The organism is Streptomyces sp. NBC_00568 (genome assembly GCF_026341855.1).
Taxonomy (GTDB): Bacteria; Actinomycetota; Actinomycetes; order Streptomycetales; family Streptomycetaceae; genus Streptomyces.
Genome location: NZ_JAPENW010000001.1, coordinates 2,822,142 through 2,848,452 on the forward strand (window position 1 = coordinate 2,822,142; position 26,311 = coordinate 2,848,452).

The 26,311-nt window shown below is 72.4% G+C and carries 23 protein-coding genes; 8 read left to right on the plus strand and 15 right to left on the minus strand.

Annotated elements, in window-relative coordinates; translation table 11 throughout:
- The first annotated feature begins 77 nt into the window (after window positions 1-77).
- The 3 genes from OOK38_RS12205 (at window position 78) to OOK38_RS12215 (ending at window position 3,162) form a co-directional block, all read left to right on the plus strand.
- Window positions 78-1,433 (plus strand): aspartate aminotransferase family protein, encoded by a 1,356-nt coding sequence (locus tag OOK38_RS12205; RefSeq protein ID WP_266760947.1) that lies wholly within the window; start codon window positions 78-80, stop codon window positions 1,431-1,433.
- Between the two features lie 175 nt (window positions 1,434-1,608).
- On the plus strand, window positions 1,609-2,304 hold the full coding sequence (locus tag OOK38_RS12210; RefSeq protein ID WP_266760946.1) for a GntR family transcriptional regulator: 696 nt from the start codon (window positions 1,609-1,611) through the stop codon (window positions 2,302-2,304).
- A gap of 207 nt (window positions 2,305-2,511) precedes the next feature.
- Entirely contained in the window at window positions 2,512-3,162 is a 651-nt protein-coding gene (locus OOK38_RS12215; RefSeq protein ID WP_266760945.1) for a hypothetical protein, read from the plus strand.
- Between the two features lie 91 nt (window positions 3,163-3,253).
- Here the strand turns inward: OOK38_RS12215 and OOK38_RS12220 are convergent, their stop codons facing one another.
- Window positions 3,254-3,544 carry a DUF3303 family protein gene (locus OOK38_RS12220; RefSeq protein WP_266760944.1) on the minus strand — a complete coding sequence of 97 codons (291 nt, stop codon included), beginning with the start codon at window positions 3,542-3,544 and terminating at the stop codon, window positions 3,254-3,256.
- Window positions 3,545-4,022: 478 nt separating this feature from the next.
- On the opposite strand from OOK38_RS12220, the gene OOK38_RS12225 reads away from it, so the two are divergent.
- The gene (locus tag OOK38_RS12225) at window positions 4,023-4,244 is read left to right on the plus strand and encodes a hypothetical protein (RefSeq protein WP_266760943.1); all 222 of its coding nucleotides are present in this window, start codon (window positions 4,023-4,025) and stop codon (window positions 4,242-4,244) included.
- 119 nt (window positions 4,245-4,363) lie between these two features.
- Here OOK38_RS12225 and OOK38_RS12230 read toward each other — a convergent pair whose 3' ends face one another.
- Window positions 4,364-5,647, minus strand: a complete 1,284-nt coding sequence (locus OOK38_RS12230) for an adenylosuccinate synthase (protein WP_266760942.1) — start codon at window positions 5,645-5,647, stop codon at window positions 4,364-4,366.
- A 191-nt stretch (window positions 5,648-5,838) separates the two neighbouring features.
- Here OOK38_RS12230 and OOK38_RS12235 point away from each other — a divergent pair, with 191 nt between their 5' ends.
- Window positions 5,839-6,702 carry a diacylglycerol kinase family protein gene (locus tag OOK38_RS12235; protein WP_266760941.1) on the plus strand — a complete coding sequence of 288 codons (864 nt, stop codon included), beginning with the start codon at window positions 5,839-5,841 and terminating at the stop codon, window positions 6,700-6,702.
- Window positions 6,703-6,936: 234 nt separating this feature from the next.
- On the opposite strand, the gene OOK38_RS12240 is transcribed toward OOK38_RS12235, so the two are convergent.
- Window positions 6,937-7,434: a GbsR/MarR family transcriptional regulator gene (locus OOK38_RS12240; protein WP_266760940.1), complete on the minus strand. Its 498-nt coding sequence runs from the start codon at window positions 7,432-7,434 to the stop codon at window positions 6,937-6,939.
- A 103-nt stretch (window positions 7,435-7,537) separates the two neighbouring features.
- Between OOK38_RS12240 and OOK38_RS12245 the strand changes: the two genes are divergently transcribed.
- Together OOK38_RS12245 and OOK38_RS12250 are read left to right on the plus strand one after the other, a co-directional pair.
- Entirely contained in the window at window positions 7,538-8,527 is a 990-nt protein-coding gene (locus OOK38_RS12245) for an ABC transporter ATP-binding protein (RefSeq protein WP_266848399.1), read from the plus strand.
- Entirely contained in the window at window positions 8,524-10,137 is a 1,614-nt protein-coding gene (locus OOK38_RS12250; RefSeq protein WP_266848401.1) for an ABC transporter permease, read from the plus strand. Before OOK38_RS12245 ends, OOK38_RS12250 begins: the two co-directional genes overlap by 4 nt.
- 114 nt (window positions 10,138-10,251) lie before the next feature.
- On the opposite strand, the gene OOK38_RS12255 is transcribed toward OOK38_RS12250, so the two are convergent.
- From OOK38_RS12255 to OOK38_RS12290, 8 genes are all read right to left on the minus strand, one after another.
- Window positions 10,252-11,472 carry a cytochrome P450 gene (locus OOK38_RS12255; protein WP_266848403.1) on the minus strand — a complete coding sequence of 407 codons (1,221 nt, stop codon included), beginning with the start codon at window positions 11,470-11,472 and terminating at the stop codon, window positions 10,252-10,254.
- Between the two features lie 202 nt (window positions 11,473-11,674).
- A complete protein-coding gene (locus OOK38_RS12260) occupies window positions 11,675-12,349 on the minus strand; it encodes a response regulator transcription factor (protein WP_266760936.1) in 675 nt (224 codons plus the stop codon).
- The gene (locus OOK38_RS12265) at window positions 12,346-13,734 is read right to left on the minus strand and encodes a sensor histidine kinase (protein WP_266760934.1); all 1,389 of its coding nucleotides are present in this window, start codon (window positions 13,732-13,734) and stop codon (window positions 12,346-12,348) included. Before OOK38_RS12265 ends, OOK38_RS12260 begins: the two co-directional genes overlap by 4 nt.
- Window positions 13,735-14,319: 585 nt before the next feature.
- On the minus strand, window positions 14,320-15,000 hold the full coding sequence (locus OOK38_RS12270; protein ID WP_266760932.1) for a response regulator transcription factor: 681 nt from the start codon (window positions 14,998-15,000) through the stop codon (window positions 14,320-14,322).
- Window positions 14,997-16,538, minus strand: coding sequence for a sensor histidine kinase (locus OOK38_RS12275; RefSeq protein WP_266760931.1), 1,542 nt, complete (start codon window positions 16,536-16,538; stop codon window positions 14,997-14,999). The genes OOK38_RS12270 and OOK38_RS12275 overlap by 4 nt, the downstream gene beginning before the upstream one ends.
- A gap of 10 nt (window positions 16,539-16,548) precedes the next feature.
- Entirely contained in the window at window positions 16,549-17,754 is a 1,206-nt protein-coding gene (locus OOK38_RS12280) for an acyltransferase (protein ID WP_266765780.1), read from the minus strand.
- A 1-nt stretch (window position 17,755) separates the two neighbouring features.
- Window positions 17,756-18,682, minus strand: coding sequence for an alpha/beta hydrolase (locus tag OOK38_RS12285; RefSeq protein ID WP_266765779.1), 927 nt, complete (start codon window positions 18,680-18,682; stop codon window positions 17,756-17,758).
- 626 nt (window positions 18,683-19,308) lie between these two features.
- Window positions 19,309-20,361 carry a S9 family peptidase gene (locus tag OOK38_RS12290; protein ID WP_266848405.1) on the minus strand — a complete coding sequence of 351 codons (1,053 nt, stop codon included), beginning with the start codon at window positions 20,359-20,361 and terminating at the stop codon, window positions 19,309-19,311.
- A 193-nt stretch (window positions 20,362-20,554) separates the two neighbouring features.
- On the opposite strand from OOK38_RS12290, the gene OOK38_RS12295 reads away from it, so the two are divergent.
- On the plus strand, window positions 20,555-21,280 hold the full coding sequence (locus tag OOK38_RS12295) for a TetR/AcrR family transcriptional regulator (RefSeq protein ID WP_266760927.1): 726 nt from the start codon (window positions 20,555-20,557) through the stop codon (window positions 21,278-21,280).
- A gap of 485 nt (window positions 21,281-21,765) precedes the next feature.
- Here OOK38_RS12295 and kynU read toward each other — a convergent pair whose 3' ends face one another.
- The 4 genes from kynU to OOK38_RS12315 all read right to left on the minus strand — a co-directional run bounded on the left by kynU (window position 21,766) and on the right by OOK38_RS12315 (window position 26,261).
- Window positions 21,766-22,950: a kynureninase gene (gene kynU / locus OOK38_RS12300; RefSeq protein ID WP_266760925.1), complete on the minus strand. Its 1,185-nt coding sequence runs from the start codon at window positions 22,948-22,950 to the stop codon at window positions 21,766-21,768.
- 10 nt (window positions 22,951-22,960) lie between these two features.
- On the minus strand, window positions 22,961-23,806 hold the full coding sequence (locus OOK38_RS12305; protein ID WP_266760923.1) for a tryptophan 2,3-dioxygenase family protein: 846 nt from the start codon (window positions 23,804-23,806) through the stop codon (window positions 22,961-22,963).
- Window positions 23,807-23,972: 166 nt separating this feature from the next.
- Window positions 23,973-24,386, minus strand: coding sequence for a DUF3151 domain-containing protein (locus OOK38_RS12310; RefSeq protein WP_266760921.1), 414 nt, complete (start codon window positions 24,384-24,386; stop codon window positions 23,973-23,975).
- Window positions 24,387-24,689: 303 nt separating this feature from the next.
- A complete protein-coding gene (locus tag OOK38_RS12315; RefSeq protein ID WP_266760919.1) occupies window positions 24,690-26,261 on the minus strand; it encodes an MFS transporter in 1,572 nt (523 codons plus the stop codon).
- Window positions 26,262-26,311 lie beyond the last annotated feature (50 nt).

Here is a 26,311-nt window from a genome sequence, read left to right on the forward strand (position 1 = left end):
GACTGTCGCGGAAAGCTCCCGACCACAGACAGGACGCCGATACCGCGCCCGGTCCGTGGACATTTACGCTTCGCCGCATGACCCCTCAGCCCAACCCCCAGGCCGGCGCCGCCGTGAAGGCCGCGGACCGTGCGCACGTGTTCCACTCCTGGTCCGCGCAGGAGCTCATCGACCCGCTAGCCGTCGCCGGCGCGGAGGGGTCGTACTTCTGGGACTACGAAGGCAAGCGGTATCTGGACTTCACCAGTGGGCTCGTCTTCACCAACATCGGGTACCAGCACCCGAAGGTCGTCGCCGCGATCCAGGAACAGGCCGCGACCCTGTCCACGTTCGCGCCCGCCTTCGCCGTCGAGGCGCGTTCGGAGGCGGCCCGGCTGATCGCCGAGCGGACCCCGGGCGACCTGGACAAGATCTTCTTCACCAACGGCGGCGCGGAGGCCGTCGAGAACGCCACGCGGATGGCCCGGCTGCACACCGGCCGTCCGAAGGTGCTCTCCGCCTACCGCTCGTACCACGGCGCCACCTCCACCGCGATCAACCTCACCGGTGACCCCCGGCGCTGGCCGAACGACAGCGGCGCGGCCGGTGTCGTCCACTTCTGGGCGCCGTTCCTGTACCGCAGCCCCTTCCACTCCGACAGCGAGCGGCAGGAGTGCGAGCGCGCGCTCCAGCACCTGGAGGACACCATCGTCTTCGAGGGGCCGGCGACCATAGCCGCGCTCATCCTGGAGACGATCCCGGGCACGGCGGGGATCATGACACCGCCGGCGGGCTACCTCGCCGGAGTGCGGGAGATCTGCGACCGGTACGGGATCGTCTTCGTCCTGGACGAGGTCATGGCCGGGTTCGGGCGGACCGGCAAGTGGTTCGCCGCCGACCACTACGACGTCACGCCGGACCTGATGACCTTCGCCAAGGGCGTGAACTCCGGCTATGTGCCGCTGGGCGGTGTGGCGATCTCCTCCGCCATCGCCGAGACCTTCGCCAGGCGGCCCTACCCGGGCGGGCTCACCTACTCCGGGCACCCGCTGGCCTGCGCGGCCGCCGTCGCGACGATCAACGTCATGGAGGAGGAAGGGATCGTCGACCAGGCCGCGGCCATCGGCGAGACCGTCCTCGGGCCGGGGCTGCGCGAGCTGGCCGAGCGGCACCCGAGCATCGGCGAGGTGCGCGGCACGGGCGTCTTCTGGGCGCTGGAACTGGTGAAGGACCGGGAGACCCGGGAGCCGCTGGTTCCGTACAACGCCGCGGGCGAGGCGAACGCGCCGATGGCCGCGTTCGGCGCCGCGGCCAAGGCCCGCGGTCTGTGGCCCTTCATCAACATGAACCGCACCCACGTCGTGCCGCCGTGCAACATCACCGAGGCCGAGGCCAAGGAGGGACTGGCGGCCCTGGACGAGGCGCTGTCGGTGGCGGACGAGCACACGGTGTGAGGCCGTAGGGGATTCCCCGCCCCTGCGGGGGCCGGTCGCGCGGTTCCCGGCGCCCCCGCGGGGGTGCCGGGAAATCCGCTCACCGATTCCCCAGCGCGTATGGTGGCCTGCTCGACGAGATACGCGAGTAGATACGCGCACCTGACCCACGCGATGGGGGAGTGAGACGACCACCATGGCCGGCACCGGCGGCACGGGCGCCGTAACCCGCAGCACCCTGCGGCAGCAGATCGCGGACGCGCTCCGCGACGAGGTGCTCGGGGGTCGCCTCCGGCCGGGCCAGGAGTTCACGGTGAAGGAGATCGCCGAGCAGTACGGCGTCTCCGCCACCCCCGTCCGCGAGGCCCTGGTCGACCTGTCGGCCCAGGGCCTTCTGGACGCCGACCAGCACCGCGGCTTCCGCGTCCACGAGTACTCCGGCGCCGACTACCGCGGCATGATCGAGGCACGCAGCCTGATCACGGAGGGCATGTTCCAGCACCTCGTGGCCACCGGCATGCCGCAGGCCGACGACCCCCGCGCGCTCGCCGCCCTCGCGGCCGTCCGGCGCCGCGGCGAGGAGGCCCAGCGCGCGGCCGCCGCGGGCGACCTGAACATCCTCATCGGTTACGACCTCCGCTTCTGGCGCGAACTGAGCAGCCTCTTCGGCAACCCCTACCTCGGCGACTTCCTGCACCGGCTGCGGGTCCAGTCCTGGGTCTGCACGGTCCAGCACCTGCGCCGGGTCGCCGATCTGAGGGGCCAGCTGTGGTCCGGCCACACGGAGCTGGTGGACGCCCTCGCCCGCCGCGACCCCGACACCGCCCGGGCGATCGTGACGGCGTACAACGAGCACGCGCTCGCCCTCATCGAACGGCTCGACGCCACATGAGACCCCGGCCGGGACCCGGATCACCCCGGTCCCGCGTTTGAGGACACCCCCGCCGGGGATCGGGGGGTTGGGGGCGCGGTCCCCGAGCGGCGGGCCGACCCGGCCCACCCGGAGGACCTACTTGCGTACCGGCCTCTTCACAGGACCGCCACGCGCACTACGCTGCCCTGACCACCCTGCACCCCAAGGAGCAAGAGGAGCCGTCTGTTGGCCTGTGACCTGTGGTTGGTCCCGCTCGTCGACGTGCTGTGCCACACCCCCGACAACCCCTTCGCCGAGGAACTCGCGCTCTACGACAAGGTGCTCGCCGAGGCCGGTCTCCCACCGGTGCCGGTGTACGCGTACATGCCGGGCCTCTCGGGTGACGTCGCCCCGGTCGCCGGTTTCGACTACGACGCGCTGCACTTCCTGCGCCGCGCGTACCTCCTCCAGATGTGCGGGCTCGCGGTGACGCCGGTCGACGAACTGGGCGGCGACTACGAACAATTGCTGGAGATGTTCGAGACGAACGCCCAGCAGTCGCATCTGGTCTGGCACTACGACCACGCCGGCGCCTACGTACCCGTCGAGTTCCCGCACCCGCTGGCCAACGACGAACTCCTCGCGGGCGGCGGCCCCCTGGGCTCCTCCCAGGCCCTTCTGCGCGAACTCGAGTTCGTGGCCCCCTCGATCGGCATCGACCCGGCCAACCCCCCGGCGGCACCGCAGCCCCCGAACGCTCCCACGGAGCTGGAGGAGCCCGCCGCTCCCGCCCCCTACGACGCGAGCCCCTTCGCCCGCGAACGTCACGTCTGGCTGGGCCTGCACGCCGCGGCGACCCGGAGTCTCGCCCAGGGCTCCATGATCATCTTCAGCTGATCCGCCCTCCTGGTGCGGGGCCCGGCCACGTGGCCCCGCACCGACGGCGACGGGTCCCGCCCGGATGTGCGTACGCGCCCCCGCCCGGCCGTCAGCGCAGCTGGGCCAGGCCCTTCTGGAGATCCTCGCCGTTCATGATCGGGACGACCTCGACCTCCGCGTTGAGCTGAGTGAAGAACGGTTCGCCGACGGGCGGGAGTTCCGAGCTGTCCTGCATGTCGAACACGATGAACGCGGTACGGCGCCCGCCCACCGGGCCGAAGTACGCCGCCTCCGGCTTGATGCGATCCAGGGCCTCCTTCAACAGGTCCTGCATCTTGCCGCTGCGGATCATCTCGTTGGCCTTCTCCGTGTCCAGGGTCGCCTTGAGCATGACGCGCATCGCACTCACCTTCTCCGTCGGTCGACGCACGCGAATGCACCCGAACGTGCACATTCAGGCTATGCCCCCTATCCTCCGCATGCCCACTCCTGTGCCTCGATCACGAGCGCTGCGAGAGCTTGCGGACGAGGCGGCCGTCCGCGGCCGTCCGGTGCCGCCAACTCGGCGGCCGCGTCTGCCCGCTGAGGGCCGGCACGGGCCCGCGCGCGACGGGGTTCGGGCCCGTACGAGACGGGGTTCGGGCCCGTACGAGACGGGGGTTCGGGCCCGCCGTCGGACGCGTGACAGGTTCCTCTGTCACCGACATCCACGCCTACGAGCTGCGGAACGAGCCCGACGGGACCTGGGACACCGCGAACGCCCGTACGTTGGAAGCGGGTTGGACGCGGGTTGGAGCGCGTCTACGAGGAGGTCCGGGCCAAGGACGCCACCACGCTGGTCCCGGGGCCGAGCTCACTCGGCGTGGAACCAGAGCTGGATGAGCCGGTTCCTCACGGCCGCCAGGGCCGCCGGCACCGTCCCCGGCATCATCGCCCGGCACGAACTCCGGGGCTCCCAGGACATCGCGGCCCACGTCGCGGCGTACCGCTCCCTGGAGAGCGGCCTCGGCATCACGGACATGAGCACGGCCGCCGGTGGCACCGCGCTGGTCTGGGGGCAACGGCACCGCCGACCACTTGTGGAGACGGCCTCCCGCTGAGGCCGGCTCCCCAGGTACGGGTACGCCCCCGGATGTCGGCCGGGGGCGTACTCGTGAACAACAGCTTCCGGAACCGCGGCGGAGCTCGTTTCCGTCACCGCCGCGGACACCTCTCCGCGCTAGATGAACGAGTTGATCTCGATCGTCTCGTCGCGGCCCGGGCCGACGCCGATCGCGGAGATCGGCGCACCCGACATCTCCTCCAGCGCCTTCACGTAGTCCTGCGCGTTCTTCGGGAGATCCGCGAAGGTCTTCGCCTTGGTGATGTCCTCCGACCAGCCGGGGAGGGTCTCGTAGACCGGCTTCGCGTGGTGGAAGTCGGTCTGGGAGTACGGGAGCTCCTCGACGCGCTTGCCGTCGATCTCGTACGCCACGCAGACCGGGATCTCCTCCCAGCCGGTCAGGACGTCCAGCTTGGTGAGGAAGAAGTCGGTCAGACCGTTCACGCGGGTCGCGTAGCGGGCGATGACCGCGTCGAACCAGCCGCAGCGCCGGTCACGGCCGGTCGTCACACCGCGCTCGCCGCCGATGCGCCGCAGCGCCTCGCCGTCCGCGTCGAAGAGCTCGGTCGGGAACGGCCCCGAGCCGACACGGGTGGTGTACGCCTTGAGGATGCCGATGACCCGGCTGATCTTGGTCGGGCCGACGCCGGCACCCGTGCAGGCGCCGCCCGCGGTCGGGTTGGACGACGTCACGAACGGATACGTGCCGTGGTCGATGTCCAGCAGCGTGCCCTGGCCACCCTCGAAGAGCACGACCTTGTCCTGCTCGAGCGCCTGGTTGAGGATCAGGACGGTGTCCGCGACGTACGGCTTGAGCCGGTCCGCGTAGCCCAGCAGCTCCTCGACGACCTGGCTCGCCTCGATGGCGCGGCGGTTGTAGAGCTTGGTGAGCAGCTGGTTCTTGACCTCGAGGGCCGCCTCGACCTTCTGGGTGAGGATCGACTCGTCGTAGAGGTCCTGGATGCGGATACCGACGCGGTTGATCTTGTCCGCGTATGTCGGACCGATCCCGCGTCCGGTGGTCCCGATCTTCCGCTTTCCGAGGAAGCGTTCCGTCACCTTGTCGACAGTGACGTTGTAAGGCGTGATGATATGAGCGTTTCCGCTGATCAGCAGCTTGGAGGTGTCGACGCCGCGCTCGTTCAGTCCGTTCAGCTCGGAGAACAGGACGGACGGGTCGACGACGACTCCGTTGCCGATCACCGGAGTGCACTCCGGCGTGAGGATTCCGGAAGGGAGGAGGTGGAGGGCGTATTTCTGGTCGCCCACGACTACCGTATGGCCGGCGTTGTTGCCGCCCTGGTAGCGCACCACATAGTCCACGGATCCACCGAGCAGGTCGGTGGCCTTTCCCTTGCCTTCGTCACCCCACTGAGCACCGAGCAGCACAAGTGCGGGCACAGGCGTACACCCCTTCCGGGCGGGGCATGTCCAAGGTCGGGGACGTACGCGGCTGGTTTTCGATACGGCTGCGTACGCCGGCGACCACCTTTGGCCGCGACCGTCGGACCGGATGCCCCGGAATAGACGAAGCCCCTGGCGCAATAGCGCAAGGGGCTCTTGCACAAAGATGCTACCCGAGGAAGCGAGGCATGACCGAGGTGGCGGCTTCCGACCAGCTCCTGGTGGTCATCGACCCGGTCGCCCGACGGACGGACGGCGAGTCTGTACGGATCGCGAAAGACGTGCTCAGCGCGGGTGCGGCGACCAAAGTGTGCCTCCCGGAGGGGCCCGAGGAATTCGCCCGCGCGCTGATCCGTCGGGGTGCGCGCCGACCGGTCGTGATCGGTGACGACGGCGCCCTGCTGCGGGCGGTGTCCCTTTTGCACCGGCAGCGGGAACTGGCCGCGTGCGCGCTGTCCTTCGTGCCCGTGGGAGGCGTGCTGTCGCTGTCCCGCTCGCTCGGGGTGCCGATGGGGGCCGTCGCGGCGGCCAGGGCGGTCCTCGACGGGGCCGAGCGGCGGATGGACCTGCTCGTGGACGACAGCGACGGCGTGGTGCTCGGCGCACTGCGCATTCCCTCGCTGCCCTCCCGGCCGCCCGCTCCGGTGGGCGCGGGAGCGCCCGGGGAGGCCGGTGCGCATCCCTGGCTCCGCACCTGCCAGTCGCTGGTCAGGACCCTCGCCTCCCGGCCCTCCCGGCTCGCTCCCGGGCCCGGACCCGGGCCCTCCCGGCTGCGGATCGAGGTCGACGGGGTGTGCGTGGTGGATCTGGACCAGCCCGTGGAGACCGTGTCCGTGACGCCCGGGGCGTCGGGGACCGGGGCCGAGATCGAGGTCCGCTCGGTGTCCGTGGGTGCCGAGGCCTCGCCCCTGCGGCTGGTGGGACACAAGGTCACCATCTCCGGCGCCGACTTCCGCTACCGCGCGGACTCCGTGGTCGCCGGTCCGGTCCGCACCCGCACCTGGACCCTACGGGAGTCGGCCTGGGGCCTGACCCTGCCGACGCCACGGTGACCGACCGGACTCCGGGGCACGGTGACCGACCCGGGATTCCGGGGCACGTGACGGGGCGAAGGCCCAAGGGCACGGTGACGGACGGGTTCCGGGACACGGTGACCGACCGGGCTCCAGGGCTCGGTGACCGACCGGGGATTCCGGGACACGTGACGGGGCGAACGCCCAGAGGCACGGTGACGGGGCGGGTTCCGGGGCGCGGTGACGGGGTGGGCGTGCGGACGCCTCGCCCTGCTACCTGTCGCCGTACAGCTTCTCCCGGTGGGCGCGCCAGCGTTCCATCATCGCGGCGATCTCACCGTCGATGAACTCGAAGAACGCGAGGGTCTCGGAGAGCCGGTGCCCGGCGGGGGTCGCCGGACCGAGGGAGTCGACGCCCGCCCGCAGGGCGACTTCCCAGCGCTTCAGCACCGCGTCACGGTTGGTCAGCGCCTCGTACCACTGGTTGCTGTGCACCCGGTACCGCTCGCGCCGCGAGCCGGGTTCGCGCTCGCGCGAGACCATGTGCTGCTGCGCGAGGTAGCGCACCGCACCGGAGACGGCGGCCGGGCTGACCTGGAGCTGCTCGCCGAGTTCGGCGGAGGTCATGGCACCGGAGTCGGAGGCCAGCAGCGCGGCGAAGACCCGGGCGGGCATCCGCTGCATCCCGGCCTCGACGAGCTGTGCCGCGAAGCCCTCGACGAACTGAGAGACCGCCTCGGGATCCCGTTCCGCCGCAGTCCGTTCCGCCATCTGTCGATCATCTCCCCTGCTCGCGCATCACCGTCGAGTGTAGCCAGGGTTTATACGTTTCCTTAACTTCACAAATTTCTGAAAGAAGCGTACGTTCTGAATCATGACGAAGGCAATCAGCGTCGCCGGACTGCACAAGTCCTTCGGCACGACGCACGCGCTGGACGGCCTCGACCTGGAGGTCGAGGCGGGTGAGGTGCACGGCTTCCTCGGCCCCAACGGCTCCGGGAAGTCCACCACCATCCGGGTCCTGCTGGGCCTGCTGCGCGCCGACTCGGGCGCGGCACAGATGCTGGGCATGGACCCCTGGGCGGACGCCGTCGAACTGCACCGCCGGGTCGCCTACGTCCCCGGCGACGTGACCCTGTGGCGCAACCTGTCCGGCGGCGAGGTCATCGACCTCTACGGGCGGCTGCACGGCGGGGGCCGCGCCCGGCGCGGCGGACAGGCGGGCGAACGGTCCGGCGGCCTCGACCCGGCGCGGCGCGCCGACCTGATCGAGCGCTTCGAGCTCGACCCCACCAAGAAGGGGCGGACCTACTCGAAGGGCAACCGCCAGAAGGTCGCCCTCGTCGCCGCCTTCGCCTCGGACGTCGACGTGCTGATCCTGGACGAGCCGACCTCGGGCCTCGACCCGCTGATGGAGGAGGTCTTCCAGCGGTGCGTCCAGGAGGAGCGTGACCGGGGCCGGACCATCCTGCTGTCCTCGCACATCCTGAGCGAGGTCGAGGAACTCTGCGACCGCGTCAGCATCATCCGCAAGGGGCAGACCGTCGAGAGCGGCTCCCTCACCGATCTGCGCCACCTCACCCGCACCAGCGTGACCGCCGAACTCACGGGCCCGCCGAACGGACTGGCGGCCCTGCCCGGGGTCCACGACCTCGAAGTGCAGGACACCGGGGTCCGGCCGGACGGAGTCCGCTGCCGGGTCGAACTCCACGTCGACACCGACAAGCTGAACGCCGTGCTGCGGTCGCTGACCGACTCCGGCGTACGGTCCCTGACCTCGACCCCGCCGACTCTGGAGGAGCTCTTCCTGCGGCACTACCAGGAGGACGTCCGGGCCGGAGCCGAGGGGGCGACGGCACGATGACCGCCACGACCGCCGGCACCTTCGCCGCACGCGTCGGCGGCTCCCGCCCGCTGGCCGGCACCGGAACCCTGCTGAGGTTCGCACTGCGCCGCGACCGCGTGATGATGCCGCTGTGGATCGGCGTGACCGCTCTGATGGTGCTCTCCCTGCCGAGCTCCCTGAAGACCGTCTACAGCACTCCCGCCGAACGCGCAGACGTGGCACGGCAGATGCTGACCAACAGCTCCCTGCGCGCCACCTACGGGCCGGTGTTCAGCGACTCGCTCGGCGGACTCACCGCCTGGCGCATCGGCGGCTACGCCGGCGTGCTCGCCGCCGTCATGAGCCTGATCGTCGTCGTACGGCACACCCGGGAAGAGGAGGAGAGCGGACGGCAGGAACTCGTCTCCGCCGCGATGGTCGGACGGCGGGCCCCGCTGACCGCCGCGCTGCTCGCGGCACTTGTCGCGAACGGCGTCCTCGCCCTGCTCATCGCGGGCGGCCTGGCCGGACAGGGCGGCGCCGGGGCCCTGGCGCTGGGACTCGCGATCGGCGCGGTCGGGATGGTCTTCGCGACCATGGCGGCGATCGTCGCCCAGCTGACGGAGAGCGCACGGCTCGCCAAGGGGCTGACGGGCGGCCTGATCGGCGCCGCGTTCGTCCTGAAGGCGGCGGGCGACTCGGCGACCGACGACGGCTCGTCGGTGCTGACCTGGCTCTCCCCCGTGGGCTGGCTGGAGAACCTCCGCGCCTTCGCGGACGAACGCTGGTGGGTCCTGCCGCTGTTCGCGGCGGCGGTCGGCGCACAGGGCGCCGTCGCCTACGCACTCGCCGGTCGGCGCGATGTCGGCATGAGCTTCCTGCCCACCCGGCCGGGGCCCGCCACCGGCCGCCTCGGCACGGCCGGAGCACTGGCCTGGCGGCTGCAGCGCGGCGCGGTGCTCGGCTGGAGCCTCGGCTTCCTCGCCGCCGGCGCCGCGTTCGGCGGGATCACGAAGGGCGCATCGGACCTGGTCGGCGACAACGCCAAGACCCGCGAGATCATCGAGCGGATGGGCGGGCAGGCCGGCATCACCGACGCGTTCCTCGCCACCATGGTGAACATGCTGGGCATGGTCGCCGCCCTCTACATCGTCGCCTCCGTGCTCCGGCTGCACGGCGAGGAGACCTCGCAGCGCGCCGAACCCCTGCTCGCCGCCGCCGTCGGCCGACTGCGCTGGGCCGGCGGGCACCTGGCCATCGCCTTCGGCGGCACGGTCCTCATCATGCTGCTCGGCGGACTCGGCCTCGGTCTCGGCTACGGCTCCGGACTCGGCGCCGTCCTCGGAGCCTGCCTGGTCCAGGTCCCGGCGATCTGGACCCTGGGCGGCCTCGCCGTCCTGCTCCACGGCCTCTCGCCCCGCCTCGCCCCCGGTGCCTGGGCCACGGCCGGCCTCGCCCTGCTCCTCGGCTGGATCGGCCCCGCCCTGGACATCCCCCAGGCCGTCATGGACCTCTCCCCCTTCGGCCACCTCCCGAAGCTGCCGGGCGGCACCATGGCCTGGACTCCCGTCCTCGTCCTCACCGGGATCGCGGCGGCCCTGACGGCGGCGGGACTGACCTCCCTGCGGCGGCGCGACCTGACCGTGTGAGAGGCGGCGCCACCGAGCGGAGCGGCGGAAGAGCCGACGGCGTCCGTCAGCCGGAGCGGGCAGAACGCCGACGGCGTCCGTCAGCCGGAGCGGGCAGAAGGCCGCCGGCGTCCGTCAGACCTCGACCATCAGGCTCTCCAGCCCGCGGATCACGAAGTTCGGCTTGCGGACCGGCTCCTCGGCGAGCCGGAGAGCGGGGGCCCTGGTCAGGAGCGCGCTCATGGACGCCGCCAGTTCGAGCCGGGCCAGCGGAGCGCCGATGCAGTAGTGGATACCCGCACTGAACGAGATGTGCGGGTTCTCCGCCCGGGACAGATCCAACGTCTCCGGGGCCGCGAACACCTCGGCGTCACGGTTCGCGGAACCGAAGAGCATCGCGATCTCCGCACCCCTCGGGACCGTCGTACCGTCGATCTCGATGTCGTCGAGCACCCAGCGCTCGAACAGCTGGAGCGGGGTGTCGTAGCGCATCAGCTCCTCCACCGCCGTGGGGATCAGTGAGTGGTCCGCCCGCAGCGCCGCCAGCTGCCCGGGATGCCGGAACAGGGTCCACCAGCCGGTCACCGTCGAGTTGACCGTCGCCTCGTGCCCCGCGTTCAGCAGCAGCACGCACGTGGAGATCATCTCCTGCTCGGTGAGCCGGTCGCCCTCGTCGTGCGCCGCGATGAGCCCCGAGATCAGATCGTCCGCCGGCTCCTTACGGCGGGCCTCGATCAGCCCGCGCAGGTACTCGGTGAACTCCACCGACGCCCGCACCGCCTTACCCGCCACCTCCTCGGACGGATTCAGCTCGTACATCCCGCAGATGTCCGCCGACCAGGGCCGCAACGGCGCCCGGTCGGACTCCGGGATACCCAGCATCTCCGCGATCACCGACACCGGCAGCGGCTCCGCCACATCGGTCAGCAGATCTCCGCCGCCGGCTTCCACCAGCCGGCCGACCAGCTCACCCGCCAGCCCCTCCACATACGGCTTCAGCCGCTCCACCGTGCGCGGCGTGAACGCCTTCGACACCAGCCGCCTGATCCGCGTGTGGTCCGGAGGCTCCAGATCGAGCATCCCGTGATCGTTGAGCACATGGAACGGCTCCTGCTCCGGCGGCGGCGCCGTCCGCCCGAAGTCCTCGTGCGTGAACCGGTGCTGATACGTCCGGCCCAGCCGGCGGTCCCGCAGCAGTGCCGACACATCCGCGTGGTGCGGCACCAGCCACTGGTTCGTCGGCTCGTAGTAGTGCACCCGGCCCCGCGCACGCAGCTCCTGGTACGCCGGGTACGGGTCCGCCACGAACGCCGGATCCCACGGGTCGAAGGCCTGCGAAGTCTCCAAAGCTGCCATGAACGGACGCTAGCCCGACCCACCCCCCGCTGACCAGGGCAGTCCCGAACAGCGACCCCAGCGAGTGCAGCGACCGCAGCATCCTCCCTGTCACCTCGGTGCGGTCGCGGCGCGGAGCAACTTCGGTGCGACCGGCGCCGCACGGTCACTTCCGTCGCGAACCGTCGTGCCCGGTCCCCTCAGCGTGACCGGCCGCGCACCCTCACCTCGGAGTGACCAGTCGTGCCTCGTACGCGAACACCGCCGCCTGCGTCCGGTCCCGCAGGCCCAGCTTCACCAGAATGCGGCTCACATGGGTCTTGATCGTCGACTCCGCGACGACAAGGCGCCCGGCGATCTCCGCGTTCGACAGGCCCTGCGCGATCAGCACCAGCACCTCCGTCTCCCGGTCGGTCAGATCCCCGTACGCCGCGTGCGCCGTCGCCGACAGCCGGGGCGCGTCCGCGAGCTTGGAGAACTCCGTGATCAGCCGCCTGGTGACCGAGGGGGCGAGCAGCGCCTCCCCCGCCGACACCACCCGCACCCCGTCGGCGAGCTGGCGGGCCGAGGCGTCCTTGAGCAGGAAGCCCGACGCCCCCGCCCGCAGCGCCTGATACACGTACTCGTCGAGATCGAACGTCGTCAGCACCAGCACCTTCGCCGCGCCGTCCGCCGCGACGATCTCCCGGGTCGCCTCGATCCCGTTCATCTCCGGCATGCGGATGTCCATGAGCACGACATCCGGAGCCAGCTCACGGACCCGGTCGACCGCCTCCCGGCCGTTGACCGCCTCGCCGACCACCTCGATGTCCGGCATCGCGCCGAGCAGGACGGAGAAGCCCTCGCGGACCATCATCTGGTCGTCGGCGATCAGCACACGGATCGTGCCGCCCGTCATCCGGTCTCCTCCCCCGACGGCACCGGCACGAACACCGCCACCTCGTACCCTCCGTCGTCCGTGACGCCCGCCGTCATCTCACCGTCCAGCATCGTGACCCGCTCGCGCATGCCCGTGATGCCGTGCCCCGCGCCGTGCGTGGACTTCTCCAGGATCGTCACCGGCGCGGGGCCGTTGACTATGCGCAGGCCGAGCCCGCCGAGGACGTAACCGACCTCGACGCGGGCCGACGCGCCCGGTGCGTGCCGCAGGGTGTTGCTGAGGGCCTCCTGGACTATCCGGTACGCCGACAGCTCGACGCCCTGCGGAAGTTCGCGCACCGCACCGGTGACCGCCTTCTCCACGGTCAGACCCGCGTCCCGCACATTGGCGAGGAGCGCGTCCAGATCGGCGAGGGTGGGCTGCGGAGCGTCCGGGGCCTCGTAGTCCTCGGCCCTGACCACGCCCAGCACACGGCGGAGCTCGGTCAGCGCCGCCACCGCGTTCTCCCGGATCGTGACGAAGGCCTGCTCCAGCTCCGGGGGCGGATTCTCCACCCGGTAGGGCGCCGCCTCCGCCTGGATGGCGACCACCGACATGTGGTGCGCGACCACGTCGTGCAGCTCGCGGGCGATCGTCGTGCGCTCTTCGAGCAGTGTGCGCTTGGAACGTTCCTGAGCCGTCTCCGACTGGTGGGCCGTCACCTCCTGCTCGGCCTCCCTGCGGATGTTCAGGACCGTGACGACCAGGAGGGCCAGCGCGGAGACGAAGAGCAGCGGGAACGTGTTGACGCTGTAGTAGCCCGCTCCGAACAGGGTCTCGGTGATCAGGCCGTACGCCGCGGTCAGCAGCCACATCCACGCCGCGACGCGGGGGCGTGACCGCAGAGCCACGACCGTCAGCACCGTGACATGCGCTATGAAGCTGCCGGGCGCCCACGGCCAGTCGCTCCAGGCGCTGCCGAACATGGCGACGACCGGGGCCGCGGCTATCGAGAACCAGAAGGCGCCGAGCGGACGGACCAGGGTCGCCAGGACCGGAAGCAGGGCGAGGAACCCGCACAGCAGGGGTGCGATCGTGCCGCCGCCGGGGCCGAAACCGGACTCGGCGCTGTAGGCCGCGGCCATCGCCAGCAGGCCGGCCGCCGCCACCGCCGCGTGCGGGGTCCACGCCGCGTAGGCGCGCAGGGTCCCGGGGAGGCGGCGGGTGATGGGGCCGTCCGTGCGCATGCGGGGGAGGGGGCGGTAGGCGAAGGCGTCGTGGAACATGTCCTGCCGCAGGCCGCGCGCGGCGTCCGCGGCGAGGCGGTACTCCGGGCTGCGGGGCTTGGCCCCGGCGCCGCCGGGGCGCTTCCCGGCACCGCCGGGGGGCGGAGGTGTCGTCTGCGTCTGGGTCGTCTCGGTCACGTTCAAAACGGTAGGGCCGGGTGGGGGGTGCGGTCGTCACCTGCGAGGAGGGTTCCTGGGGGTCCGTCTCAGGTACTACGGGTAGGGGTTCGCTCGCGCTGGCGTTCCGGGTTTGGGTCTGGTGTCTGGGTCGGTCGGCTCCGGGCCGGTCCGGTAGGTGGGTCGGGGCCGTGACCGGCGCCGGGTGCCGTCCAGTGGGTGGGTCGGGGCCGTGCCGGTACATCCCAGTCCGTCGCCGCTGGATCAGACGTGGGCTACCTGTGCGAACTGCTGCTCGATCCGAACGTAAGCGACGGACATAGGGATGTACCGGCACGGCCCCTCCCGTGCGATCTCCGCTGCGGGTGCGTGGGGGCTTGGGGGGCGCCCCACCGGTGCACCTTTCGGCTGCGGGTGCGCTATCGCTTTTCAACCCCGGCCGCGGGGAATTCCTCTCGGCTCCGGGGCTGGGGCGGAGACCCAGGGGTGGGTCGGGTAGGGGTGGAGGGGGCGAAGGAAGATTGGGGCCGGGGTGGGTCGGGAGGGGGGCCGTCGGTGGGGAGGTGAGCGGTCCGGGGGTGGGGGGCGTGAGAGGGGCGGGGTGGGTCAGTAGCCCGTGGGGCGGATCAGGCCCGACTCGTAGGCGAAGACTGCTGCTTGGGTGCGGTCGCGCAGGCCCAGTTTGACGAGGATGCGGCCCACGTGGGTCTTCACGGTCTGCTCGGCCACCACCAGGCGTTGGGCGATCTCGGCGTTGGAGAGGCCCTGGGCGATGTGGGCCAGGACCTCCGTTTCGCGTTCGGTGAGGTCGCCGACGCGTTGTTTGAGGGGCGCGCGCGGGGTGGAGTCGAGGCGGGAGAACTCGGCGATGAGGCGGCGGGTGATGCCGGGGGCGAGGAGGGCGTCGCCGGCCGCCACCACCCGGACCGCCTCGGCGAGTTGATCTGCCGAGGCATCCTTGAGGAGGAAGCCGGAGGCGCCGGCGCGGAGGGCTTCGTAGACGTACTCGTCGAGGTCGAACGTGGTGAGCACCAGGACCTTGATGTGCGGAGTGTCGGTGGTGATGCGGCGGGTCGCCTCGATGCCGCCGAGTTCGGGCATGCGGATGTCCATCAGGACGACGTCCGGGGCGAGTTCGGCGACCTGGAGAATCGCGTCGAGTCCGTCGACCGCCTGGCCGATCACGTCGATGTCGGGCTGGGTGTTGAGCAGCACGGTGAATCCCTGCCGGACCATCTGCTGGTCGTCGGCGATCAGTACGCGGATGGTGCCGCTCACGGTCGTCATGGAGTCTCTTCTCCTGGGAGGCCTGCGATGGTGTCGTCGGTCCGGGCGGCGTCGTGGGTGGGAGCCGCGTCGTCGGGGGACGCGATGCCGTTGCGCGGGAGGAAGGCCGCCACCGCGAAGCCGCCGCAGGACGTCTCCGAGGTCACGAGGGTGCCACCGAGCATCGCGACGCGCTCCCGCATACCGAGCAGTCCGTGTCCCGCGCCCGGGGACGGCGGAGCGGGTCGCTCAGGACGTGAGTTGACGACCCTGACCTGGAGGCCGCGCGGGAAGTGCCAGAGCTCCACCTTCACCGCGGAACCCGGCGCGTGCCGCAGCGCGTTGCTCAGCGCCTCCTGGATGATCCGGTACGCCGACAGCTCCACGCCCGGCGCCAGGGGAAGCTGCTCCCCGGTGATCTCCGTGGTCACGTCCAGTCCCGCCGCGCGGGTGTTCTCGACCAGCCCCTCGAGGCGGTCCAGCGTCGGCTGCGGAGCGTCCGGAGCCACGCCCGCGCCCGCACCGAGGCCGTACGGGTCCTCCGGATTCTCCGACCGCAGCACACCGAGCACACGGCGCAGCTCGGTCAGCGCCTCCAGGGCGTTCTGCCGGATGCCCTCCAGGTTCTCCTTCAGTTCCCGCGTCGGGTTCTCGACCAGGTGCGGGGCGACCTGCGCCTGAATGGAGATCACCGACATGTGGTGCGCGACCACGTCGTGCAGCTCGCGCGCGATGCGGCTGCGCTCCTCCAGGAGGGTGCGGCGGGCGCGCTCCTCCTCGGTCAGGGAGGCCTGCTCGACCAGTTGCGTACGCGCCTCTCGGCGGCCTCGCAGCGCCGTGCCGAGAAGGACGACGGCGGCGAAGACGACCACCGCCAGCATGCCCGTCGAACGGTACGCCGGACCGTCCACCATGCCCGTGGGACGGTGCGACGGTCCACCCAGCAGGGCCGCCAGCACGTACGTGGCCGCAGCGGTCAGGGACAGTGCGCCGACGACGACGCGGGTGGGCACCCTGAGAGCCAGCAGGAAGAACACAAAGGCCTGCGCCGTGATCGCGGGCGTGCTCCACGGCCAGTCCGGTCCCTCGATGGGGAAGCCCGCCACCATGTGCGAGCGCGCCGCGGTGGCGGCCACCACGGTGGTGCCCAGCGACAGCCACCAGGCCGCCACGGGGCGCCACAGCGCGAGTGCGACCGCCGCTCCCAGCACGATGCCGCTCATCGTGCCCAGCGGAGAACCGAGTCGATAGCTGCCGCTCAGCTCGTCGGCGGCCGCCAGTGCGAGGCCGAGGGCGATCCAGCACAGCACGACATGCGGCAGCCGGCGCAGCCACCGGGGCCGGGACAAGGGAGGCAGCGGCGCGGCCGTCGGCAACGCGAGCTCGGCCAGGATCCCGCGCAGGAACGGAAGGAGGGCGAGGGCGCGTGCTCGCATGCCGGTGCCGCGCGGAGGGTTGCTTGCGGGCACGGTGGTGGCGGGGGGCTCGGACGGGCGTGGGGGGTCGTCAGGGAGCATGACGGTCTGGCTGTCCGGGGGCCGGTGCTCCTCACTGGTCACGTCGTCAACCCTAGGCACGGGGCGCCGCCTTGGGTGTGGCCGGTCCGGAGTCCCGGTGCACGCGGACGACCCGGGACGGCCGGCCGGTGGGGCGCCTGGGTCCCCGCTCGTGGACGCCGAAAGCGCACCAGCACAGGGCGAGGGCGCAGACGAAGACGGGCAGCCAGGCGACTCTCGCGGCCACCCACGCCAGGGTGTCGGGGGTGGTGTGCAGACCGGGGAGCCGGCCCGCGAGCAGGCCGAGGGCGGTGACCGCCATCAGGGACGTCTGGTGCCAGAGGAATATCGTCATCGCGGAGAGGTTGGCGAAGGCGATCCCCGCCCAGACCGCGGGGCGCCGCATCCCCCGGCGCAGCGGCTCGCGCAGCAGCAGCGCGAGTCCGCACTGGGCCAGACCGAAGGTGACCGCGGCCAGCGTCGGCGGGTTCAGGTTGGAGACCGTGGCCCCCGGTATGCCGACCATGGACGCCGGATAGCCGCCCCACGCCACCAGCACGACCGTCGCCACGGCTCCGCCGCCGAACAGCACCCAGCCCGCACGCCGCCGCTCCAGCTCGCCGCGCGTCCAGGCGGCGCCCAGGGCATAGGGCACCAGCCAGCCGGCCGCGACGTTCACCCAGCCGAGCCATGCCGGGCCGCCGAGGCCGAAACGGATGACGTCCACATGGAGAACGACGGCCAGCGGCCACAGCGGGTTGACGCGGGTCAGCAGCGGGGTCGCCGCCGTCAGTCCGGCGAAGACCACCAGGAACCAGAGCGGGGACAACGCCAGCTTCACCAATGTGTGCACCGTGCCGAGGTCCGCGCCGGACGCGAGCAGGCAGACCGTCGTCACCGCCCAGAGTGTCAGCACCGCGGTGACCGGCTTCAGGAGGCGGCTCAGCCGGGCGCGCAGCCACTGCCCGTACGTCGTGCCGCGCGCTCGCGCCGACGCATGGCTCTTCGTCGCCACATGGCCGCCCACCAGGAAGAACACGGCGAGCGTCTGGAAGACCCAGGAGATCGGGGCCAGCCACGGCATGGGCCGCAACGGGCTGGCCGCGCGCAGTGCGCCGCCGTCCGCGACCAGTGCCGTCACCATCCAGTGGCCCAGGACGACGCCCAGGATCGCGAGGGCGCGCAGGGCGTCGACAGCGCGGTCCCGCTCGGCGGGGGTGGCCCGGTCGATGCGGTGGATCGCGGTCCGTACGCCGGTCAGGGCCGTCGTGCCGGTCACTTCACGCACGGGTCACCTCCGAGGTGTCGCCGAGGACGATGCGGGCGAGGTTGGCCAGCGACACCGAGCCCGGTTCGAAGTAGTCGCTGTGGCCGTGGGAGCCCGCCCGGAAGACCCGGGCGCCGAAGGACGGGGAGACCGGGTCGGCGCCGAATCCGACGGTCGTCCCGAGGAGGCCGACGCTCGCGTGCGGGACACGCGTGATCCAGTCGGCGGAGCCGCGGGCCGCCCAGACGCGGGCGGAGGTGCGCAGCGCTGCGGCGGAGGACGCTCCGGTGCCGGGGCTGCCGATGAAGACGATGTCGCTCGCGTCCGAGCCCGGGGCCGCGCGGCCGCAGACCACCGTGCCGTACGAGTGGCAGAGCAGGGTCAGGTGCGCCGACCTGCCGACGACGCCGCGCAGTTGGCGCAGGAACGCCCGTAGGAGGGGAGCCGCGTCCTCCGCGCGGTCCGTCGTCAGGACCGTGGTGCTCACGGTGCCCGGCGTCTCGTACCCGAGCCAGGCGAGGACGGCCCCGCGCGGGCCGAGTCGCTCGCGCAGGGCGAGGGCACCGGCGCGGAAACGGTCGTACGTCTCCAGTGTGGTGTCCGAGCCCGGGACCAGGACGGCCACGCGGTCGGCGTGGGCGAGGTCGCCGAAGACCTCGACGGCCCGGCCGGGGCCCCGGCCGTCGAAGGAGAGGAGACGACGGGAGGGGGCGGCCATGGCACGGTCGGCGGCGGCGCGGGTGCGGTCGCCGTGGTCCGCGGCCATCCGGGCCGCCTCCGCGGCGTTGGCCCGGTTCGCCTCGTACGCCGCGTCCAGGGTCGCCGCCGTCGGCGGCGCGAGGGCCGCGGGCGCGGGTGCGGGGATCTCGGGCCGGGCGGCGGCGGACACGGGGACGACCACGGCCGCCGTGACGAGCGCGGCGAGCAGCGTCCGGCGCAGCCGGCGGACGAATCGGCCTCCGGCGCGGCGGCGGGGGCCGGGGCGAGGGTCGAGGCGGGGGCCGGGGCGGGGGGCTTCGGTCCGCGCGGTCGGCGCGGTCGGGGCAGTCGGCGAGGTCGGGTCGGCGTGCGCGGCGAGCAGCGTCCGGCGCAGCCGGCGGGCGAATCGGCCTCCGGCGCGGCGGCGGGGGCCGGGGCGAGGGTCGGGGCGGGGGTCTTCTGTCCGCGCGGTCGGCGCGGTCGGCCCCGCGGGTGCGGCGGGGGCGGTCGGTTTGCACCGGGGCCGGTGCGCGGAGACGTCCGCTCTTCCCCTGGCGGTCGCCTTCGGCCGGAATTCCATGATGTCCGTCCCTCCCCGTCCGCCCGTTCGTCGGGCGGCACTGGAAGGGAAATTACGGACCGTCACGTGTCGCCCGCGTCCCGCTGTGGAACTCACCTGGGAGGTAGCTCTCAGGTATTACGGGTATGACCGGGGTTCGGAAGAGTGCGGTCAACTGTCCCGAACACCAAGGTGGTTGATGACTCTTTCGACGACTCTCCTGATGGCCGGCCCAGCGCCCGATCGCCGGGCCGGGTGCCTGGCCGCATGACCGGGCCGGGTGCCTGGCCGCCGGGTCGGCTCCCCGGCTACCAGGCCAGTTGGGCGATCTCCTCCGCCACCACGGCGCAGGCGTCGGCGGCCGGGTCGATCAGGGGGAAGTGGCCGACGTCCTCCAGAAGCGTCAGCCCGACCACCTCGCCCGCCTTGGCCGCCGCGTCCGCGTACGACTCGGCGACCGCCTGCGGTACGACGATGTCGGTGCGGCCCTGGACCAGGGTGGTGGCGATGCCGGTCGGGAGAAGCCGAACCGGGTCGGCGTAGGGCAGACGTTCCGCGAACGTGCCTTCCCCGCCCAGGAATTGGCGGGAGGCTCCGCCGCAGACATCGAGCCTCTCCGCGACCTGGAAGTCCGCGATCGGGGCGAGGGCGACGACGCCGCGCAGCGGTGCGGGGCGCTCGGTGTACCAGGGCGCGTCGGCGGGCAGCAGGTGGCGGGCCGCCGCCCACAGGGCCAGGTGACCGCCCGCCGAGTGGCCGGTGACCACGATGCGCCGGGGGTCGGCCTGCGGGAGCGCCTCGCGGACGAGGGCGGGCAGCGCGTCGAGCGCGGCCGCCACGTCGTCGAAGGTGTCGGGCCACCGGCCGGCGACCGGACCTCCGGAAGAGTCCGCACCCTCCGGTCCCGGGGCCGCAGGGCCGCCCTGCGCGGGAATCGCGGACCCGCCCGGTGCGGGGGGCGTCGCCTCGCCGCGGCGGTACTCGACGTTCGCCACGGCGAAGCCGCGGCGGGTCAGGAAGTCCGCGAACGGGGTGATGTGGCGGCGGTCGTACGGGGCACGCCAGGCGCCACCGTGCAGAACGACCACGAGGGGGGTGAGGACCGCCGGGTCGGGATCGCGTGGGGCGTAGAAGTCGATCACCTGGTCGGGGTGGTCGCCGTACGCCATGGTGACGTCGGGGTCCACGGCCGGGTGCGAGAAGGCGGACGCCTCTTCGGCGGCATCGCGGGCGACGGCGGCCTCGCGCTCGGCGGCCTCGCGCTCGGCGGCCTCGCGCTCGGCGGCACCGTCGCGCTGTGCGCCGGCGCCGTGCCGTGCCGCGGCGTCGGCGCCGTCCCGGGATGCGGCGTCGTCCTGCATGCTCCAACCTCTCAGCGGTGTAACGGATTTGGCGGACCAGGGAAGATTCGGCCGTTGGCGGGGACGGTATCAGGCCGGTGACGTGCGTCGACACCGGGTTGTCACGCTCGGTGAGGGGTAAACGGTTCTGCTGTTTCGTTACGCTGAGGGTGGCGTCCAGCCGTCCGGAACGTGATCGACGAAGGAGACCGTCATGTCCGCCGAGTCCGCCGAGTCCGGCAGTGCACGGCCCGAGCCGGACGAGTCCGCCGAGCCCGGCAGCGTACGGCCCGAGCCGGACGAGCCCGCCGAGCCCGGCAGCGTACGGCCCGAGTCCGCCGAGCCCGGCACCGTGCGGCCCGGGGGGCGTACGGCGCGTGTCCGTGCGGCAGTTCTGCGGGCTGCCGGGGACGTGCTCGCCGAGGAGGGGTTCGCGCATCTCGATCTGGCCGATGTCGCCCGGCGGGCCGAGGTGGGCAAGACGACCGTGTACCGGCGCTGGGGGTCGGTGGCGGGGCTGGTCGCCGATCTGCTCGGTGACATGGCCGAGCAGTCGCTTCCGCGGGTGGACACGGGGAGCGTGCTCGGGGATCTGCGGGCCAACGCCGATCTCGTACGGCGGACGCTCGCCGATCCTCGGCAGGGGGCGCTGTTCCGGGCGGTGATCGCCGCGGGGGCGTGCGACGCGCGTACGGCGGAGGCGTTGCGGAGGTTCTACGAGGTGCGGGTCGCCGAGTGGGCACCCTGCGTGGAACAGGGGGTCGCCCGGGGGGAGTTGCCGGTGGGGACGGATGCGGTGGGGGTGGTGCGGGCGGTTTCGGCGCCGTTGTACTACGGGCTGCTCACCACGGGGGTGGTGCCGGGGGGCGCCGATGCGGAGCGGGCGGCGGAGGCGGCGGTTGCCGCTGCCGCGGCGGGGGTGTTTGTTGTCGCCGAGTGACGCTTCTGGCCGGGGGCCCGCACCGGGGAGTCTGCCCCGGCGTCGGAATCCGGTCCCCCGGTCCTGTTCCCGTGCCCCTGCCGGTTGCCTGATCGGGTCCAGGCCCCCGGCGTTGCCCGGCCGGGCCGGCGCACCGCGATCGGGGCGGCGCACCCCGGTCGGGCGGGGTCGGGGGAGTTTCGCCCCCTCCGCCCCTGCCCTTCCCGTACCTGGGGCTCCGCCCCAGACCCCGCTCCTCAAACGCCGGAGGGGCTGATTCTTTCCCCCGCCGGAACTGAAATCTCCGTGCGCCGGGAAGCCGAATCCGGCTCGCCCGGGAAGAGCCGGCTCCGGCTCGCCTGGGCCGAATCCGGCTCGCCCGGGAAGCCGGAACTCCCTCTCCCCGGAAGCCGGAACTCCCCCACCCGGGAAGCCGCAGCGCCCTCCCCCTCGAAGCCGGAGTCTTCGAGTTCCGGAGGGGGCGGAGCTGGGCCCGGTTGTCTGGGCTAGTTCAGGATGTCCGCCAGTACCCGTGCTGCGCGTTCCGTCTCGGCGAAGCCCACGTACAGGGGGGTGAAGCCGAATCGGAGGATGTCCGGGTGGCGGAAGTCGCCTACGACGCCCTGGTCGATCAGGCGCTTCATCACGGCGCCCGCGTCCGCGCATCGCAGGGCCACCTGGCTGCCCCGTTCCGCGTGGGCGGAGGGGGTCACGGACTCGACCCGGCCCTCGGGGACGTACGCGGAGACGCACTCCAGGAAGAAGTCGGTCAGGGCGAGCGACTTGGCGCGGACGCTGTCGATCGAGACGCCGTCCCACACCTCCAGCGCCGCTTCCAGGGCCAGCATCGAGAGTATGTCCGGCGTGCCGACCCGCCCGCGCAGCGCGCCCGGAGCGGGTGCGTACGACGGACTCATGCCGAAGGGGTCGGCGTGCGAGTTCCAGCCGGGGAGCGGGGAGTCGAAGCGGTCCTGGAGACCGGCGCGGACGTAGAGGTACGCGGGTGAACCCGGGCCGCCGTTCAGGTACTTGTAGGTGCACCCGACCGCCAGGTCCACGCCGTGCTCGTCCAGCCCGACCGGCAGTGCGCCCGCGCTGTGGCACAGGTCCCACACCGCCAGCGCGCCCGCGGAGTGGATCGCGGACGTCAGGGACGGGAGGTCGTAGCGTCGACCCGTGCGGTAGTCCACATGGTTGAGCAGCACCGCCGCCGTGCGGGAGCTGAGCGCCGAGGGCACCTCGTCGGGGTCGACCGGGCGCAGCTCGCAGCCGGTCAGACGGGCCGCGGACGCCGCGATGTACCCGTCCGTGGGGAACGTCGTCGCGTCGACGAGGATCTCGTCCCGCCCGTCGCCCGCCAGCCGTACCGCGCCCACCAGCGCCTTGAAGACGTTCACGCTGGTCGAGTCGCCGACCACGATCTGTCCGGCCGCCGCGCCGACCAGCGGGGCGATCCGGTCGCCGATCCGCTCGGGCGCGGTCCACCAGCCGCTCTCCTCCCAGCTGCGGATGCGGAGTTCACCCCACTGTCGGCGTACGACGTCCTCGACCCGGCCGGGAACCCCGACCGGCAGCGCGCCGAGCGAGTTCCCGTCCAGGTACACCACGTCGTCCAGCACGAACTGCTTGCGCAGCCCGGCGAGTTCGTCGGCGGCGTCCATTTCCGCCGCCCGCGCGGCCTGCGCGGACACAGAGCCTCGCTCAGACATAGGACCTCGCCGTCCACAGCTCGGGGAACACGTTCTTCTGCGCGCGCTTCTCGAGCCAGGCCACTCCGGCGGAGCCGCCCGTGCCGGTCTTCGAGCCCATCGCCCGCCGCGTGGCGACGAGGTGGTCGTTGCGCCAGCGCCACACCAGCTCGGCGACATCGGTCAGCGCCTCGCCGAGCCGCGCGAGCTCGTCGGTGTCGTCACCGGCGTACAGGGCCGTCCACGCGGCCTCGACCTCGGGCACGGGCTCGTAGCGCTGCGACACGTCACGCTCCAGCACCGCGGCCGGGATCGCGTGCCCGCGGCGCGCGAGCAGCCGCAGCACCTCGTCGTACAGGCTCGGCTCGTGCAGGGCCTTCTCCAGCTCGGCGTGCACGCGCGGCGCGCCCCGGTGCGGGACGAGCATGGACGCGGCCTTCTCGCCGAGCAGGAACTCCATGCGCCGGTACATCGCGGACTGGAAGCCGGAGCCCTCGCCGAGGGCCGAGCGGTAGGAGTTGAACTGGGCGGGGGTGAGCTGCCCGAGCGGGCGCCAGGAGGCGTTGAGCGCATCCAGCTCGCGTACGGACCGCTTCAGCGCGGCCACCGCGACGGGGACGTCGTCCGAGCGCAGGGCCTTGGCCGCCGTCTCCCACTCGTGGACGATGACCGTGAACCACAGCTCCATGACCTGGGTCGTCACCAGGAAGACCATCTCTCCGGGGTCGTCGGAGAGGGTGTGCTGGAGGTGGGTGAGCACGTCGGCCTGTACGTAGTCCTCGTACGGCGTCGTGCCCTGGAAGTCGAGATGCGGAGTCTCGGGCTCCTGAGCCTTCGTGGGCTGAGCCTGGTGGGACATCGCTGTCTCCTGCAATGTGCTCCGGGTAGCGGTCCGCCCCTGCCGTTACCGACACGGGGGCCCCGGTCCCCACCGGGCATCCAACACAATCGTCCCCCGAAACCGCAAGGTCCGCCTGGTCACACCAGGCGGACCCGCGTCACGGCCCCCGAAAACCGGCCGGTTTCTAGCCCAGGGTCTGGGCCGCCGTCGGCGAGGAGTCCTTCAGGAACTGGCTGCAGCGCTCGTACTCCTCCTGCTCGCCGATCGCCTGGGCGGCGCGGGCGAGGGCGTGCAGGGCGCGCAGGAAGCCGCGGTTCGGCTCGTGCTCCCACGGCACCGGGCCGTGGCCCTTCCAGCCGCTGCGGCGCAGGGCGTCCAGGCCGCGGTGGTAGCCGGTACGGGCGTAGGCGTACGACTCGACGACGCTGCCACGCTCGAACGCGTCGTCGGCGAGCTGCGCCCAGGCGAGCGAGGAGGTGGGGTACTTCGCGGCGACATCGGCGGGGGCCGTGCCGTTCGCGAGGAGCTCGCGCGGCTCCGGGTCGTCGGGGAGGTGGGTCGGGGGCGGTCCCCCGAGCAGGTTCTCGTGAATCGTCATGGGCTCCAGTCTGCTCCATCGCCCGTGATCGGAAACGGTTGCCCACGGCGTCCGGGGAGCGGCGCGTTCCGCGGCCACACCGCGTCCGGCCGATACCGAACGTGCTCACGACAACCGGAGATCATCATGCGGAGGCCGGACCCGCCCGTAGGGCACACGATCGGCCCGCGGCACGGGATACGGCGCTCCGGGACGGCACGGATCCAGGTGGACGGAGCCGGGGACCAGCCGGGGACCAGCCGGGGACGAACCGTTTCCACGCCACCCATGTGGACATGTGAACAGGCGGATCAGGGCTGCGCCTCAGCCCGCGGAACCCTTCGGGCCCTGGGCTCCCAGGACGCCCCGGGAGCGCTCGGGCTCCAGCGGGGGCGACGTCAGCCAGCCGTACGTACGGCACTCGGGGCGCGTGCAGTCGGGCGGCAGGCGCCGTACGGTCGCGAAGGCCACCACGGCGCCGAGCACCAGGGCGCCCGCGCACAGCGGCATCGCCCGGCTGAAGGCCGCGTCGAAGGCGTCCGCCGAGCGGTACGCCTCCTCCCCCATCCCGGTGAGCAGCGGCAGCGCGGCCACGGCGACGAGCCCGGCCGCGCGGGCCGCCGCGTTGTTGATCCCGCTGGCCAGGCCCGCCCGCCCGGTGTCCACGGAGGCCAGGACGGTGGCGGTCAGCGGCGCGACCAGGGTGACCATGCCGAGGCCCATCACCAGCAGCGCGGGCAGCACGTCGGCGACGTACGAGGCGTCCTCGCCCACCCGCAGCATCAGCAGCATGCCCGCCGCGCACAGCAGCGGTCCGACCGTCAGGGGGATGCGCGGGCCGATGCGCTGGGCGAGCTCGCCGGAGCGGGCGGAGAAGAGCAGCATCAGGACCGTGGTGGGCAGCAGCGCCGTACCGGCCCCGAGCGCGGAGTAGCCGGCCACGACCTGGAGCTGGAGCGCGGTGAGGAAGAAGAAGCCGCCGAACGCCGCGTAGACACAGAGGGTCACCAGGTTGACGGCCGTGAACTGGCGCGATCCGAAGATGTCCAGCGGCATCATCGGATCGGGCCGCCGTCGCTCGACGTACACGAAGGCCACCCCCGCGGCCACGCCGCCGACCGCCGCCACCCACACGAGCACGGAACCGCTCGTCGCCTCGATCAGGGCGTACGTCACCAGGGCGAGCGAGAGCGCGCCGAGGACGGCGCCCAGGACGTCGAACCCGCGGTGCGGCTTCCCTCCCCCGCTCCCGGCCTCGCCCGAGCGGGAGGTGCCCCCAGCGGACTCGGGGACGTGCCGCAGGGCGACCGGGGCGCAGAGCAGCGCGACGGGGATGTTCAGCAGGAAGACCCAGCGCCAGCCGGGCCCGTCCACCAGCCAGCCGCCCAGGAACGGTCCGACGGCGGCACCGACACCCCCGAAGCCGGACCACAGTCCGACGGCACGGGCCCGGTCGTCCGGGTGGAACGAGGCCTGGATGATCGCCAGCGACCCCGGGGTGAGCAGCGCGCCTCCGACGCCCTGGAGGACGCGGGCCGCGATGAGCACGCCCACGTTCGGGGCGAGCCCGCACAGCAGCGAGGCGGCGGCGAACCACACCACGCCGATGACGAAGACCTTCCGGCGCCCGAAGCGGTCCCCGAGCGAGCCGCCCAGCAGGATCAGCCCGGCCAGCGACAGCATGTAGCCGTTCACGGTCCACTGGAGGGCGGCGAGGCTCGCGTCCAGGTCACGGCCGATGCTCGGCAGGGCCACATTGACGACCGTCGAGTCCAGCATGGCCATGCTGGAGCCGAGGACGGTGGTCAGCAGGATCCACTTCCCGGTCGGGGAGGCGATCCGTACCGCGGGTCTGCCGTCCGACACGTCCGATGCGTCCCTCGCAGGCACGGCCATACCTCGGAGCATACGGAAGGGCCCGGCACCGAGGCAGGTGCCGGGCCCTT

What these genes read in the sequence shown, in the direction of transcription:
- OOK38_RS12205 (WP_266760947.1), top strand. Translation starts at nt 78, where the DNA reads ATGACCCCTCAGCCCAACCCCCAGGCCGGCGCCGCCGTGAAGGCCGCG.
- OOK38_RS12210 (WP_266760946.1), top strand. Translation starts at nt 1,609, where the DNA reads ATGGCCGGCACCGGCGGCACGGGCGCCGTAACCCGCAGCACCCTGCGG.
- OOK38_RS12220 (WP_266760944.1), bottom strand. Translation starts at nt 3,544, where the DNA reads ATGCGCGTCATGCTCAAGGCGACCCTGGACACGGAGAAGGCCAACGAG.
- OOK38_RS12225 (WP_266760943.1), top strand. Translation starts at nt 4,023, where the DNA reads ATGAGCCGGTTCCTCACGGCCGCCAGGGCCGCCGGCACCGTCCCCGGC.
- OOK38_RS12235 (WP_266760941.1), top strand. Translation starts at nt 5,839, where the DNA reads ATGACCGAGGTGGCGGCTTCCGACCAGCTCCTGGTGGTCATCGACCCG.
- OOK38_RS12240 (WP_266760940.1), bottom strand. Translation starts at nt 7,434, where the DNA reads ATGGCGGAACGGACTGCGGCGGAACGGGATCCCGAGGCGGTCTCTCAG.
- OOK38_RS12245 (WP_266848399.1), top strand. Translation starts at nt 7,538, where the DNA reads ATGACGAAGGCAATCAGCGTCGCCGGACTGCACAAGTCCTTCGGCACG.
- OOK38_RS12250 (WP_266848401.1), top strand. Translation starts at nt 8,524, where the DNA reads ATGACCGCCACGACCGCCGGCACCTTCGCCGCACGCGTCGGCGGCTCC.
- OOK38_RS12255 (WP_266848403.1), bottom strand. Translation starts at nt 11,472, where the DNA reads ATGGCAGCTTTGGAGACTTCGCAGGCCTTCGACCCGTGGGATCCGGCG.
- OOK38_RS12260 (WP_266760936.1), bottom strand. Translation starts at nt 12,349, where the DNA reads ATGACGGGCGGCACGATCCGTGTGCTGATCGCCGACGACCAGATGATG.
- OOK38_RS12270 (WP_266760932.1), bottom strand. Translation starts at nt 15,000, where the DNA reads ATGACGACCGTGAGCGGCACCATCCGCGTACTGATCGCCGACGACCAG.
- OOK38_RS12290 (WP_266848405.1), bottom strand. Translation starts at nt 20,361, where the DNA reads ATGCAGGACGACGCCGCATCCCGGGACGGCGCCGACGCCGCGGCACGG.
- OOK38_RS12295 (WP_266760927.1), top strand. Translation starts at nt 20,555, where the DNA reads ATGTCCGCCGAGTCCGCCGAGTCCGGCAGTGCACGGCCCGAGCCGGAC.
- OOK38_RS12305 (WP_266760923.1), bottom strand. Translation starts at nt 23,806, where the DNA reads ATGTCCCACCAGGCTCAGCCCACGAAGGCTCAGGAGCCCGAGACTCCG.
- OOK38_RS12310 (WP_266760921.1), bottom strand. Translation starts at nt 24,386, where the DNA reads ATGACGATTCACGAGAACCTGCTCGGGGGACCGCCCCCGACCCACCTC.
- OOK38_RS12315 (WP_266760919.1), bottom strand. Translation starts at nt 26,261, where the DNA reads ATGGCCGTGCCTGCGAGGGACGCATCGGACGTGTCGGACGGCAGACCC.